At 62.9% G+C, this 13703-nt stretch carries 7 protein-coding genes, 1 tRNA gene and 1 pseudogene; 3 read left to right on the top strand and 6 right to left on the bottom strand.

Features of this window, described 5'->3' with window-relative positions; translation table 11 throughout:
* The first annotated feature begins 57 nt into the window (after positions 1 to 57).
* Complete coding sequence (locus tag ELX51_RS01145; protein WP_164854700.1) at positions 58 to 1077, top strand: AbrB family transcriptional regulator; 1020 nt, start codon at positions 58 to 60, stop codon at positions 1075 to 1077.
* A 225-nt stretch (positions 1078 to 1302) separates the two neighbouring features.
* Here the strand turns inward: ELX51_RS01145 and ELX51_RS01140 are convergent.
* Positions 1303 to 1379, bottom strand: a tRNA-Arg gene (locus ELX51_RS01140).
* Between the two features lie 701 nt (positions 1380 to 2080).
* Here ELX51_RS01140 and ELX51_RS20225 point away from each other — a divergent pair.
* A pseudogene (locus tag ELX51_RS20225) lies at positions 2081 to 2425 on the top strand (lytic transglycosylase domain-containing protein); the annotation flags it as partial.
* Between the two features lie 39 nt (positions 2426 to 2464).
* On the opposite strand, the gene ELX51_RS01130 reads toward ELX51_RS20225, so the two are convergent.
* Together ELX51_RS01130 and ELX51_RS01125 are read right to left on the bottom strand one after the other, a co-directional pair.
* The gene (locus ELX51_RS01130; protein WP_164854699.1) at positions 2465 to 4324 is read right to left on the bottom strand and encodes a PAS domain-containing protein; all 1860 of its coding nucleotides are present in this window, start codon (positions 4322 to 4324) and stop codon (positions 2465 to 2467) included.
* A 105-nt stretch (positions 4325 to 4429) separates the two neighbouring features.
* Positions 4430 to 6769, bottom strand: a complete 2340-nt coding sequence (locus tag ELX51_RS01125) for a PAS domain-containing protein (RefSeq protein ID WP_127751786.1) — start codon at positions 6767 to 6769, stop codon at positions 4430 to 4432.
* 248 nt (positions 6770 to 7017) lie between these two features.
* On the opposite strand from ELX51_RS01125, the gene polA reads away from it, so the two are divergent.
* Positions 7018 to 9924: a DNA polymerase I gene (gene polA, locus ELX51_RS01120; RefSeq protein WP_127751785.1), complete on the top strand. Its 2907-nt coding sequence runs from the start codon at positions 7018 to 7020 to the stop codon at positions 9922 to 9924.
* Here polA and ELX51_RS01115 read toward each other — a convergent pair.
* The 3 genes from ELX51_RS01115 to ELX51_RS01105 form a co-directional block, all read right to left on the bottom strand.
* Positions 9921 to 11810: an AAA family ATPase gene (locus ELX51_RS01115; protein WP_164854698.1), complete on the bottom strand. Its 1890-nt coding sequence runs from the start codon at positions 11808 to 11810 to the stop codon at positions 9921 to 9923. The two genes, polA and ELX51_RS01115, sit on opposite strands and share 4 nt — an antisense overlap.
* A gap of 190 nt (positions 11811 to 12000) precedes the next feature.
* On the bottom strand, positions 12001 to 12708 hold the full coding sequence (locus ELX51_RS01110) for a hypothetical protein (RefSeq protein ID WP_127751783.1): 708 nt from the start codon (positions 12706 to 12708) through the stop codon (positions 12001 to 12003).
* Between the two features lie 691 nt (positions 12709 to 13399).
* Positions 13400 to 13606, bottom strand: coding sequence for a hypothetical protein (locus ELX51_RS01105; RefSeq protein WP_127751782.1), 207 nt, complete (start codon positions 13604 to 13606; stop codon positions 13400 to 13402).
* Between the last annotated feature and the right edge of the window lie 97 nt (positions 13607 to 13703).

The following is a 13703-nucleotide window of genomic DNA, read 5'->3' as shown; positions in this document are numbered from 1 at the left end:
GGCCCACAGGCCTCGATAACTTTGCAGGAGCATGAACTGGTACGGTTACCCAGCCTGGTGATACTGCTGACCGCCGCATGTTGCGGATTGCTCCTGCAATATCTCGAAGTTCCGCTCGGTGCCCTTATTGGGGCCATTTTCGGCGCGGCTATCGCCACGCTGATCCAGGGCGGCGGCGGCCTTCATCTCGCACTCAGATGCACTGGCCAGGTCATTGCCGGCATCGCCATCGGCCTCAATTTTGTTCCGGCGGCAGTCGACCAGATGGTGGCCTACTCCGCCCTGATCCTGGCCGCGGCGGTGATGTCGGTGGCCAGTGGCTTGGCCATGATGGCCTTGGTCACCCGGCTTGGCAAAGTGGACCGAACCACGGCGTTCTTTTCCACCACGCCGGGGGGCGTCGCCGAAATGTCGGTGCTCGCTGAGCGGTATGGAGGGGACAGTGCCCTGGTCGGTCTCGCCCAAACCTTGCGGGTTCTGCTGGTTGTTTTCCTGGTCCCCGCAGGGCTTGGCCTGATGGGCTGGCATGGCACCGTGCCGGTGGCCGCAGCACCTGTTCCCTTCGCACCTCATGCCTTGGCGGCGGTGACGGTCGCGGCCATGCTGGCATCGCTGCTCTTGGGGCGGCTCCATATCCCCAATGCCTGGCTGCTGGGTGGCTTGGTTGCCGGCATCTTCGTGGCTTATTCGGGCATTGCCGAAGTTGCGGTTCCCGGTTGGGCATTTACCCTCAGCCAACTTCTGATCGGGGGCAGCCTCGGGGCTCGGTTCCAACGTGACAAGTTGCTGGCGGCCCGTCGGTTCTTGCCGGCAACGATCGCCGGCACACTGGCTGTTATTGTCGTCATGAGCCTGTTCGCCGCACTGCTCAGCAGTTGGACATCGATAGATCTTGCTACGCTGATCCTTTCACTCGCGCCCGGCGGCATTGCCGAGATGAGCATTACGGCCAAGTCGCTGGGGCTGGGCGTCGTTACGGTGACGTGCTTCCACTTGGTCCGCATAGTGTTCATCTTGTTGGTAACGGTGCCGCTCTATCGCCTGTTGACCAGAATCAGCCGACACGCCAGCCACTAGTTTAGCGGAGCGCCTAAAGGCAGGATCGCTGCGTCCGGGGTGAAACTGGGTTCAGGGATTGTGGCGACGCCGCTCCGCAGGCCGCCAGCAAGACATAGCTGCAGTTGCCAGTGGGCTTCAGAGGTGCGTACTCCTGTTAGTGTGACCAGTTAGTGACCGGCTGCAAACCAGGATGCATTTGTTGGCTCGCCTCGCTCAGAGGCGTTGAAATGCCAAGGGAAAGGCTGGCGCACCCGACACGATTCGAACGTGTGGCCTCTGCCTTCGGAGGGCAGCGCTCTATCCAGCTGAGCTACGGGTGCATCCGTGGGGCGGGACTCAGGAGTCCCGGCTGAACAGGGCGCAACCTAGCCAATGCCGGCAGGCGGCGCAACGGGGTGTCGCAACAATTCTGCCGGGCCGGAACCCCGCCCCCCATCCCAGTCGCCCATCTCCTTGATCCCCTTTGCCTGCATAGGCCGAGCGAAACTGCTAGCTTGAATACCCTTTGCCTGCCTGGGCTGAGCCAAGCTGCTTGCTGGTTTCCCAATCTAGGTGCAGATGGCGTTCGCGATCAGCCGGCTCCACCTGCCTCCGCCGCCGCGCCGCATAACGGCTGCTGCTCGCCTTGGGGCCACACCACGCCGGGGTCACAGGCTGCGGCAACGCTGCCGCTTGGTCGTAGCATGCCGCAGCAGCACTATCTCCCCCACCCCCTCCGCCCAAAAACTGCCATGAAGCTGCCCTTTTCGGGCCTTATGGCCAATTTGAGCAAAAACAGTAAGATGGCGCCATGATCGACCTTTCCGCTCCCCGACAGGCCAGTTCGCGCGCCCGCGCCGCTTCAGCCGGCGCTGCCCTCATGCTGGCGCTGCTGCTGGCGGGCTGTTCCATGGGCTCCATCAAACCGGCCCCCGCCACCGCGGCCATTGCGGCGCTCGCGCCCACCAAGGCCGGCCATGTGCCCCGGGCCGATGCCATTCCCCCCGCCCCCGCCGCCTTGGCTTATGCCGGCAGTGGCAGCGGGCTCAATGGCATGATCGGCTATTATGCCAAGGCCTATGATGTGCCCGAACGCCTCGTGCACCGGGTGATCGTGCGCGAGAGCAAATATAACCCCGCCGCCCGCAACGGGCCCTATATGGGCCTGATGCAGATCAGCCACGCCACGGCGCGCGGCATGGGTTATCGCGGCTCGGCCGCGGGCCTGCTCGATGCCGAAACCAATCTGCGCTATGCAGTGAAATATCTGGCCGGCGCTTATATCACCGCCGGGCGCAGCGAAGATCGCGCCATGCGCTTTTATGCCAGCGGCTATTACTACGACGCCAAGCGGCAGGGCCTGCTCGAAGAAGCGGGCTTGCGCTAACGCCCCACGCCGCGCTGGCGCGGCGTTACTCCCCCATCCTTAGCCCACCGCCACCCGCGCGACGGCAATCCGCGCCCGGCACACCAGGCCCGTGGGTGCATAGATCAACTCGGCCCGGCCCAGATTGCTGGCCAAGCCCCGCTCGATCAGCCGTGAGCCAAAGCCCTTTTGCGTGGGCTCCTGCACGCTCGGGCCGCCCCATTCGCGCCATTCCCAATCAACGAACGCCACCCCCGTTTCAAGGTCCTCGCGCCGTTCACTCCAGGTGATGTCGACCCCGCCGCCCGGAACGCTCAGCGCGCCATATTTGAGCGCGTTGGTGGCCAGTTCATGCAGCATCAGCCCCAGGGCCAGCACGGCCTTGGGCGTCAGCTCGAGATTGGGGCCTTCGACGCGGAAGCGCCCAAAGGTTTCGCTGTGCAGCTGCGTTGCTGCCGCGACCACATCGGCAATGCCGGCGGCCACGCTGCCATGGGTCAAGAGGTCCTGCGCCTGCCCCAGCGCCACCAGCCGCGCGCCGATCGCGTCGCGTGCTTCGGGCAGGGACGGCGCGGTGCGCAGGGTCTGGGTGGCGATGGCGTGCACCATCGCCAGCATGTTCTTGATCCGGTGCGCCGATTCCTGGGCGATCAGCGCCAGCTGCGTTTCGGCATCCTTGCGCTCGGTCATGTCGAAGGCCGCACCCAAAACGCGCTCGGGCTCGCCCTGCGCGTTGCGGATCACCACGGCCTGCCGAGCGATCCAGCGCACGCCTGTTGGGGTGAGCACCCGATACTCGGTGCGCCGGAAGCCTTCGTCCATGCCGGGGCTGGGCTCGATCACCAGCAGTTCGCGATCCTCGGGATGCACCACTTCAGCAAATTCGGTGATGGGCAGCTCGGGCCGATTAGGATCAAGGCCATAAAGGCGCAAAAAGGCGGGGGAGCCGCTGACGTGATTGGTGGCGAGGTCCCACTCAAAAGTGCCGACGCCGCCCGCTTCCTGCGCAAGGGTCAGGAACTGGGTTTCGCGCTCGAGCGCCTTTTCCACGCGCTTAAGCTCGGTGATGTCGTGGCCTTGCGCAAAAATCCCCACCACTTCCCCATCCGCTCCACGAATGGGCTGGTAGATGAAGTCGAGAAAGGCTTCGGTGGGCGGCGCGCCCGGGCTTTTCTGCAGCCAGATCGGCACGCCGCGCCCCACATAGGGCTCGCCGCTGCGGCGCACGGTGTCGAGCAGCTCGAGAAAGCCTTGTTCCACCACTTCGGGCAAGGCGTCGGCAACGCGCCGGCCCAGCAGTTCGCGATGGCCCACCAGCTGCAGATAGGAGGCATTGGCCAGCTCGAAAACATGCTCGGGCCCGCCCACCACCGCCATGAAGCTGGGGGCTTGCTCGAACAGGCGCCGGATGTGCCCGGCTTGGGCGGCGAGCACGTCGTTTTGCGCCTGCACCTCGGCGGCGCGGTTGAGGAGGCCCGCCTGCCATTGGCTGCCCGCGCCATCGCCCTGGCGCAGCCGCTCGAGCTCGGTCACATCGGTGGTATGCTGCAGGATAAAGGCCATGCGCCCGTCTTCGCCCATGATGGGCGTATGGGTGGCGCTCCAATAACGCAGCTGCCGCGGCTGGCCGGGGCGGCTGGTATCATAGGGGATCAGAGCCATGTGGTCGGGCTGGCCATCGGCCAAAACCTTATTGAACGAAGCGCGCAGCATGCGCCCGCCCGGCGACTGCGGATCGGAGGGGAAGGCGTCAAACATCAGCCGCCCGGTGATTTCCTCACGAGTGCGGCCAGTGACGCGCAGATAGGCCTCATTGGCCCCGACAATGGTCAGGTCAAGGTCGAGAACAACATAGGGGTTGGGGGCGGCATTGAACAATGCCGCCAGGTCGATCCCAGCAAAACTTGATGCGCGAAACACACGGCCTCCGGCCAATTCGTGCTGTCGCCGAGCCCCGCGACATCAACAACAGCATGTTGGCGCGGTTATAATGATCAGCCCAGCCGATTTGGCAAGCTCTGACCGCTAGGCGAGCAGGCGCGCCAGGTGTGAAGCGAGGTCCGACTGCTGGTACGGCTTGGCCAGCCGCGGCAGGTCCACCGGGGTGCCATTGGGCAGGTCCGCATAGCCAGTGGCCAACAGGATGGGCAGGTCCGGGCGCAGTTCGCGCGCCTTGGTGGCCAGTTCAACCCCGGTCATCCCGGGCATGGCAAAGTCGGTGATCAGGGCGTCGATCTGTCGGCCGCTGGCGATGATCTCCAGCGCCTGCTTGCCCGAATAAGCCTCGAGCGCGGTATGGCCGAGATCCTCGATCATATCGACAGTGTTCATGTTGATAAGTGCGTCGTCATCAACCACGAGAATGGTGGATGCGGGGGTTTCGAAGCTAGCAGGCTCCAAGGGGAGAACCTCCGTGACGGGTGCAGAAGAAACAGGCAGCCACAGCGCGGCCGTGGTGCCTTGATCGGGCTGGCTGGCAAGGTGCAGGGCGCCGCCGAGCTGAACGGCCAAACCGTGCACCATCGACAAGCCCAGTCCAGTACCTTTGCCGAGTTGTTTAGTCGAGAAAAATGGCTCAATTGCGCTCTTGAGCGTCTGCGCGTCCATTCCGGTGCCGGTATCGTGCACGCAAAGGCGCAAAAACGAGCCGCGCAGCCCCATTGTGCCCGAAGCGCCATCGCGTTCGGTCAGGGTAATGGTCAGCGTGCCCCCCTCGGGCATGGCGTCGCGCGCATTGACGGTCAGGTTCAAAATCGCCAGTTCGAGCTGGTTGGCGTCGACCTTTGCGGGCGGCAGATTGGGCGTGATGTCCATGTCGAGCGTGATCAGCGGTCCAACCGAGCGCTCGATCAGCCCGCGCATATTCTCGAGCAGCGCTGAAAGATCGGTGGGTTCGGGCCGCAGGTCTTGCCGGCGGGCAAAGGCCAGGAGGCGCGAGGTCAGCGAAGCGCCGCGCTGGGCGCCCTGCATGGCGCCATCAACGAAGCGCTGCAGCTGCGGGTCGGGCGGCAGGCGCTTGCGCAGGAGTTCGAGATTGCCCTGCACGGCCGCCAGCAGATTGTTGAAGTCGTGGGCGACGCCGCCGGTGAGCTGTCCGATGGTTTCCATTTTCTGGGCCTGGCGCAATTGCTCCTCGGCCCGGCGGCGGTCGGTGATGTCGCGGAAAAACGCCGCCCCGCCCACCACGCTGCCATCGCCCCCACGCAGCGGCGCGTGCTGGCTTTCCAGCACCACCGTGCCGGCCTGGGCGGTGGCGAGTTCCACTTCTTCCACCGGCCCGGCAATTCCGGCCAGGGCCTCGCGCAGCCGGGCTTCGATGCTGTCATCATCGGCCCCGCCAATGGCGTCCACCAGTGGCCGGCCCAGCACAGCAGCCGCTTCGCGGCCAAACAAGCGCTCCATCACCGGGTTCCAGATGGTCACCTGCAGCGCCGTGTCGTAAGCGACGATCCCCGCCGGAACCCCGGTCATCAGCAATTCGGACAGCGCCCGTTCGCCGCGCAGGGCCTCCTGGGTGCGCTCGCGTTCCGAGGCCAGGGCAAAGAGCAGCTTTTCGCGCTCGGTTTCGGCCGACTTGCGCTCGGTGATTTCGGTGGACACCCCGACTACGGTTTGCGGCTTGCCCCAGCGATCATTGAGCACCCGGGCCTGGGCTTCCACCCAATGCTCGGAGCCATCGGGCCAGGTCACGCGATATTCGATCACGAGATCGGCGCCGGTGCGGATCGTGTCCTCGAGCGCGCGCTGCACCCGGCGCTGGTCGGGCAGCGACACCGCTTCCACCAGATCGGCGAAAAGAAAGGTCTGCTCGGGCCGCCGGCCGTAATTGGCCTTGAACTGATCCGAGCCCGTCAGCACCAGGTCCTCGATATCGAGCTCCCAGGAGCCCATGCGCCCCGCCAGCAGCGCGGTTTGCAGCCGCTGCTCGCTTTGCCGGACATCGTCGAGATAGCGTCTTGCCAGATATTGGCGGCGCCGGCCGCGCAGCGCATTGCTGACCACATTGACCAGCGCGCGGGGATGAAACGGGCGATCCAGGAAAATGACGTTGGCGAGCGAAGCCTGGAGGCTATTGTGAAACGGGCTGTCGGCCGGAAGGGCCGTCAGTTGGGTCAGCACCACAAAGGGGAAATCGGACCAGGAGGGTTGGTTGGCAACCCAGACCAGCAGCGGGTCCAGATCCTCGTCGCGCAGCATTTCATCGGCGACAAGGGCGACGCCCGCGCCTTCATGCAAGCCGGCAACCAGTTGGTCGAGCGTGTCGACAGGCGTTGCCGCCCACCCGGCCTCATCGAGCAGGTCGACCGCCAGCAAGCGGTCAGGACCGCGCGGCACCAACACCAGGGCGCGTTCGGAGTTGATCACGCCGACCTGCCTTGCGCAGCCGCGCCAGTGACAAATTTCTGCACCCAAACCTGGGTGCGCCGACAGCTTGACGTCGCCAGCACTAGTTCTGCGGAACGCACGAGGTTACCGAATGCATACTTCCCCCTGATTGACCTCGAACGCACTGCGCCCCATTTGGTTGCAACATTGTGCGGCAACTTGGAGCGCTTGGTCCCCCGCCCTATCTGCTTTAAGGTTGAGGCTCACTTCGTTCGGAATCGCTTTTCATGCATCTGCTGCTCGTCGACGGCTCGGCCTATATTTTTCGCGCCTTCCACGCCCTGCCCCAGCTCAACCGCAAATCCGATGGCCTGCCCGTCGGCTGCGTGCAGGGGTTCTGCAACATGCTGTTCAAGCTCACCGAGGATCTCAAGGGCGAGGACGAGCCGACCCATATGGCAGTGATCTTTGATCATTCCGCCAAGACCTTCCGCGATGATCTCTATAGCGAATACAAGGCGCATCGACCCTCTGCGCCCGAAGAGCTGGTGCCCCAGTTCCCCCTCACCCGCGCCGCCACCCGCGCGTTTGGCATTGCCTGCATCGAGCAGGAAGGCTGGGAAGCCGACGACATCATCGCCACCTATGCCTGCAAGATGCGCGCGGCCGGCGGCAAGGTCACCATCGTGTCCTCCGACAAGGACTTGATGCAGCTGGTCGAGCCCGATGGCTCCATCCGCATGCTCGACACCATCCCCCGCCCCGGCCAGCCGCCGCTGCGCTGGATCGGCGCCGAGGAAGTGTTTGCCAAGTTCGGCGTTGGCCCCGACAAGGTGATCGAGGTGCAGGCCCTGTGCGGTGACAGCGTCGACAATGTCCCCGGCGTGCCCGGCATTGGCGTCAAGACCGCGGCCGAGCTCATCAATACCTTTGGCGATGTGGAAACGCTGCTGTCGCGCCTCGACGAGATCAAGCAGCCCGCCCGCCGGCAAAAGCTCGCCGACAATGCCGAGCTCGCGCGCATTTCGCGCCAGCTCGTAACCCTCTCCCAGGACGTGCCCGTCGAGCTGCCCATCGAGGCGCTCGAGCGCACCCCCATCGATCCGGCGACCCTTTTCCCCTTCCTCAAGGCGATGGAGTTTTACACCATCACCAAGCGCCTCGGCGGCCTCCTCGATGCCGACCCCGATGCCTATGAGCCCGATCCGGAGCTGCGCGCCGGCGGCCCGCAGGGCGTAAAGTCGACCGACCTCAGCGTCGCCCGCGCCAAGCTCAAGGCCCCGCAGGTCCCTGGCACCGGCCCGGCCCTGCATGCCCGCGCTGTCCACGACGCCATCAAGGCGATCCCGGTCGATTACGACGCCTATGAGATCGTCTCCACGCACGAGCAGCTGGCGGAGTGGATCAACCGCATCGCCCAGACCGGTTATGTCTCGATCGACACCGAAACCACCGGGCTTGATCCGCAAGCCGCCGATCTTGTGGGCATTTGCCTGTCCACTGCGCCGGGCAATGGCTGCTACATCCCCTTTGGCCACCGCAAGGCCGGCGACCTCCTCGACCAGGGGGGCCTCCTCGAAGGCCAGCTCCCGGCCCGCGAAGTGCTGGAAGCACTAAAACCCATGCTCGAGCACCCTTCCGTGCTCAAGATCGGCCAGAACATCAAATACGAGATCACGATGTTCGCCCGCCACGGCATCACGCTTGGGCCGGTCGACGACACCATGCTCATCTCCTATGCCCTTGATGGCGCGCGCTACAATGGCATGGATGTGCTGGCCGATGCGTGGCTCGGGCATAAATGCATTTCCTTTGGCGAGCTGGCCGGCACCGGCCGTAACCAGAAAACCTTCGACCAGCTCGAGATCGCCCCCGCCGCGCGCTATGCCGGCGAGGATGCCGACGTCACCCTGCGCCTCTGGCATATCCTCAAGCCCCGCCTTGTCGCGGAAAACGCCACCACGCTCTACGAAACCCTCGAGCGCCCGCTCGCCCCGGTGCTCTCGCGCATGGAATCGCGCGGCATTGCCGTTGATCGAGGCATGCTGTCGCGACTTTCCGGCGAGTTCGCCCAGCGCGCCGCCGCCTTTGAGGCCGAAGCCCATGAACTGGCCGGCGAAAGCTTCAATCTCGGCTCCCCCAAGCAGCTGGGCGACATCCTCTTTGGCAAGATGAACCTGCCCGGCGGCTCCAAGACCAAGACCGGTGCCTGGTCCACCGGCGCCGATGTGCTCGAAGATCTCGCGCTAAAGGGCGTGCCGCTGGCGCGCACCATCGTCGAATGGCGCCAACTGACCAAGCTGCGTGGCACCTATACCGACGCGCTCCAGACCTATATCAACCCGCGCACGGGGCGCCTTCACACCTCCTACAACCAGGCATCCGTCCTCACCGGGCGCCTCTCGTCCAACGATCCGAACCTGCAAAACATTCCGGTGCGCACCGAGGATGGCCGCAAGATCCGCTCGGCTTTCGTCGCCGCGCCCGGCAAGAAACTGATTTCCGCCGACTACAGCCAGATCGAGTTGCGCGTCCTCGCCCATATCGCCGATATCCAGGCGCTCAAGGATGCGTTCGAAGAAGGGCTCGACATTCACGCCATGACCGCCTCGGAAATGTTCGGCGTGCCGGTGGAAGGCATGCCCGCCGATGTCCGGCGCCGCGCCAAGGCGATCAATTTCGGCATCATCTATGGCATTTCGGCCTTTGGCCTCGCCAACCAGCTCGGCATCGGCCGCGGCGAAGCCGGGGATTATATCAAGACCTATTTCGAGCGCTTCCCCGGCATCAAGGACTATATGGACGAGCAGCGCCGCCGCGTGAAAGTGGATGGCTTTGTCACCACGCTCTTTGGCCGAAAAATTCAGTTCCCCAACGCCAATTCGCACAATCCCAGCGAACGCGCCTTTGTGGAACGCGCCTCCATCAACGCCCCCATCCAGGGCTCCGCCGCCGACATCATCCGCCGCGCCATGATCCGCATGGAACCGGCCCTGGCGGAAGCCGGCATCGAAGCCGACATGCTGCTCCAGGTGCATGACGAACTGATCTTCGAAGTCCCCGAAGGCACCGAAGCCACCGCCATGCCGGCGATCAAGGCCGTCATGGAAGGCGCCGCCGAACCCGCCGTGCGTCTATCCGTGCCGATCCAGGTGGACGCCCATGCAGCGGATAACTGGGACGAGGCGCATTAGTCTCCCAGCGATATTTTGGGACCCACTAAGTCTATGATTTCCAGGTAATTTCGGACCGTTTGACTGTCGAGCGCCCCCTCCTCGTTCAAGGCGCAGATCTCGGCGAGGTAGTGACCTATGCTTGCCTTCTTGGCATTCCCGTATTTAGCTCTGACCATTAACAACGTGTCGCCAGAGAGAAACGTCTCGAGTTCTGCGCCCGTGAACCTTACGTCAAGCTCGCCCAAGGTTTGCACGTTGCTGCTCCCAAGATAGAACTTCTCCCTATACCGAGCCGATGCACTCCGGCCCGCCCCATCATCATCAAGCAGGACGAGGAAGTTGTTTGCGCGACCTAGTGCAAGCGAGATTAGCGAGTCCAAGGTTCCACTGCCGGTCCCCGGGATCACAGTAAATCTCCCTGCCCACTCAGATCTTTTGAGCACATACGATAGAGCATAGAAGTCGGTCGGCCCCTCCACTAATAGCTGAGCCGTTGCCTCGTCTAACCGAGGCTGGATGTACTGCAGCCTCTCCAAAACCGGCTGATAATAGCTAACCCTACTGCCGTTCTCGCCAACAAACCTTCTATAAGGAGTCACCTTAATACTGGTGTCCTTCGGAGCACCAAGTACCCCATTAGCCTCCTCATCATAGTCGATAGCCTCATTTTCAACTATATACGCGCCCGAAAGCCACTCGGGTCTTATCATGTGGTGGCTATGTGTTGAGTAGATAATTAGGTCCCCGGCGTCAGCTAACTTCTCGAAGCTACTCAACAACTCCGCCTGTGCTCTAGCATGCAGGTTCGCGGCGGGTTCATCGAACAAGAAAATGTTCGGTCGAGACCTATTCCTTCCGAATTGCGTAAACAGCAAAAAAGAAAAAAACCACCTAAATCCTAAAGAACGCTGATGCAGGTGATACGAGGACCGGCCGTCCGAAATCTTCACCTCGACAAATGGCTGCTCATTTCCCGGATCGACGTGCCACCTGACGTCTAGCCGAACTGCAGTAGTAGGCCGATTGAAAACCTTCCCCCAAGACCCAAGAACAACATCTGTGAGAATTCCCGACAATCTTGTAAATACGGCGTCTATTTTGTCCTTCTCATCGCTGTTCATCAGCGCAGAAATCCAGTTGTCGCCCTTGTAATTAGATTTGTACTTTTCGATTCTTTCGAGAACGTGCGCCTTAAGCGAAAGCTCCTCAGAGGAGTGCAGCATAGCGGACTCGATGATCCTGCGATAATACGAGTTAGTTACGGTTTCCGCAGTAAACTCGGATATGTAGATCTTCCTCGGTATCTCAACTATAAAGTTGGGAAAGTATACTACATGCGGAAGCTTGGTGCGAAGATGATCAACGACCACATTCCACAAAGACTCCTTGTCACCCTTAAACGGGGCGTTAGGTTCGGCCTTCTTGTAGGCAGATCGTTTGTTCTTCCTGGCATACAGATCCACCCCACCCCAAGCGCTGGAGAACTTCTCAGGAACATAATCTCCCTCGGAGAAAGAAAAGGACTTTGAAACGTTGATGCTGTTGATCGGGGCCGATGTGTCAAGGTCGTATCCCGCCTCCTTCACTATACGGGTGATCTCTGCGCGGTCGAAATCGCTCAGGGTGAACTGACACAGGACCCTTATGTCACCTGTGAATACACCCGTTTTGTGGATCGGGATCATGGAGGATTCCAAGGCGGCAGCGGGAAGGGTCTTAAAGACTGACGCAGCCGCTCGGTGACTTATAGGGAATAAGGACAGCCCCTCGAGAATAGTGGTTTTCCCACTCTCATTTAGACCAATCAAAGTAACTACCTTGTTGGACGTCTTTCCGGAGATCTCTAGCTTGATGTCTTTAGCGCCGCGGAAATTAGTTAGCGTGAAGTAGTTGACCTGTACCACCGATGCCCCCGTCGAGCTAACAACAGAAGCACAGCGATTGATTCTCCTCAAGTCTATACGTCTAGCGGCGGAGCAGGTGAGCGCAGGCGCCACGGGCCGAGCAGTTGGGCGCAATCTAGACTGCGGTTTCTTGATCTACCCGTGCAAGCATCGCTATACAGCTAGCCTACTATCCGCCCGCAGGATTTACCTACCCCTTCGCATCACCCGACCCTCGCGCCCATAGCCGCGCATTGGTGGCCACCAGTTGCGCCACATAGATCACTACAGCGCAGCCGAGCGGCGAGCCCAGTTCGGTGACGGCCATGGTGCCCAGGGCGAGCCAGTTGCGGCCGCTGCCGTCGAGGCCCTGGAGCATGAAGGTCAGGAACAGGAGCGCGCCGCCGAACAGCACCGCGACGCCCCCGCCCGCCAAGGCATAAGGCCAAAGCCGCCGCTCCTGGCGCTGAGCGAGCCAGGCCAGGACCCAGGCGAGAATGCCGTATTCAAGCGCGCGCACGACGCCGACCGTGGTGAGGGAAATCAGCCCCGGCTGCTCGACCGCATCGAGCACGCTCAGCATCACCTTTTGCACCGATTTGGCCGCCGCCAGCGCGAGGGGCGCAAACACCGCTCCGATGAAGCCCGCCAGCGCCCCGCGCGCCTTGCCCAGCGCGGTGCCCAGCGCCACGCCGGTGCAGACCAGCACTGACCAGGTGACGGTTTGCGCCAGCTCGGCCAGGGTCAGCAGCCCCGGCGCGGCTCCGGCGCCCACCAGGCGCAGGAGGATGATCAGCCCCTGCATGAGGAGCCCCAACCCGATGCCGAGCGCGGCTACAACGGCGATACGGCGCATGGCCTGCTGCGCCTGGCGGGCGCGGCGGCTGGGCTGGCGAGGGGTAGCGGCTGGAGTGGTCATGCATCGACCCCGGACGTTGGCCGCAAGAATAATGCCGGGGGCAGCCGGTGTCGAGCAGTGCGGCTGCTGCACCAGCGCCACCTGCACCGCGCGGGGAACGTACGCCTCCCTCCCCCTTGAGGGGAGGGATCGAGGGTGGGGGTTCGGACCTTGCCCCTGGCGTGATGCGGGTTGGGTGCTTGGGTATTCGCCCTTTGGCACAGTGCGTGTTGAAGCGCCTGAACCCCCACCCCGGCCCTCCCCTCAAGGGGGAGGGGGAAGGTCAGTGTCTGCCCGCAGAAAGGGGCAAGTGCGTCTTCAAAATGCAAAATAGCAAAAACTAATCCCCGGCCCCTGCGCCCTGCCCCATACTCCACCCATTCCCACGCATGGAGCGGCGCTGCAGCGACCGGATGGCAGTGGGGACCGCCGGGACGGGGAAGGTCGTGCTCCCCGTGGGTTCGAGCGGCGTCGGACAGTTCAGCCCCTGCCGACTTGGGGGCTGCGCGACGCCAGCTGAATCGGTAAATCCCGGCTGCCCCGAGGCGGTTGTCGCCTCCTTTTCCACCCCTCCAGAGGCGATCATCGCCTCGGGGCCCGCTCTACCCACGCCAACACCGACGGGCCCGCCCGGCGGCGCCTTCGCACGCACAAAAAAGCCGGGCCCCCAAGGACCCGGCACTTAAAATCCTTCACGGACCAAAAAACCAAATTATTTGTTGGTGCGCCCGGTATGCTCGGTGCTGACGCTGCCATCGGGCTCGACATCGTTCATCACGTCGCCCTCGACCGTGTTGTCGGCTTCGGTGTCCTCGAACACGGTGTCGGTCTGGTCGATCCCACGGGTGGTTTGCCCGATGCCGGGATTGCGCTTGAGGTCGAGGTCGCTCGGGGTCTGGGTTTTGGGATGCTGGCTCATGGGACTTCTCCTTGTTGCCGTCACCAAACCAATCCCCCGGCCCCGCCACAGGTTCCCCCTTATCGGTTACGAAAGGGAAACCTCGCCGCTCCGCCTG

The sequence above is a fragment of the Devosia sp. 1566 genome (genome assembly GCF_004005995.1).
In the GTDB taxonomy this organism is placed as follows: domain Bacteria; phylum Pseudomonadota; class Alphaproteobacteria; order Rhizobiales; family Devosiaceae; genus Devosia.
This window is presented reverse-complemented; position numbering and strand designations above follow the sequence as displayed.

What these genes read in the sequence shown, in the direction of transcription:
- ELX51_RS01105 (WP_127751782.1), bottom strand. Translation starts at nt 13,606, where the DNA reads ATGAGCCAGCATCCCAAAACCCAGACCCCGAGCGACCTCGACCTCAAG.
- ELX51_RS01110 (WP_127751783.1), bottom strand. Translation starts at nt 12,708, where the DNA reads ATGACCACTCCAGCCGCTACCCCTCGCCAGCCCAGCCGCCGCGCCCGC.
- polA (WP_127751785.1), top strand. Translation starts at nt 7,018, where the DNA reads ATGCATCTGCTGCTCGTCGACGGCTCGGCCTATATTTTTCGCGCCTTC.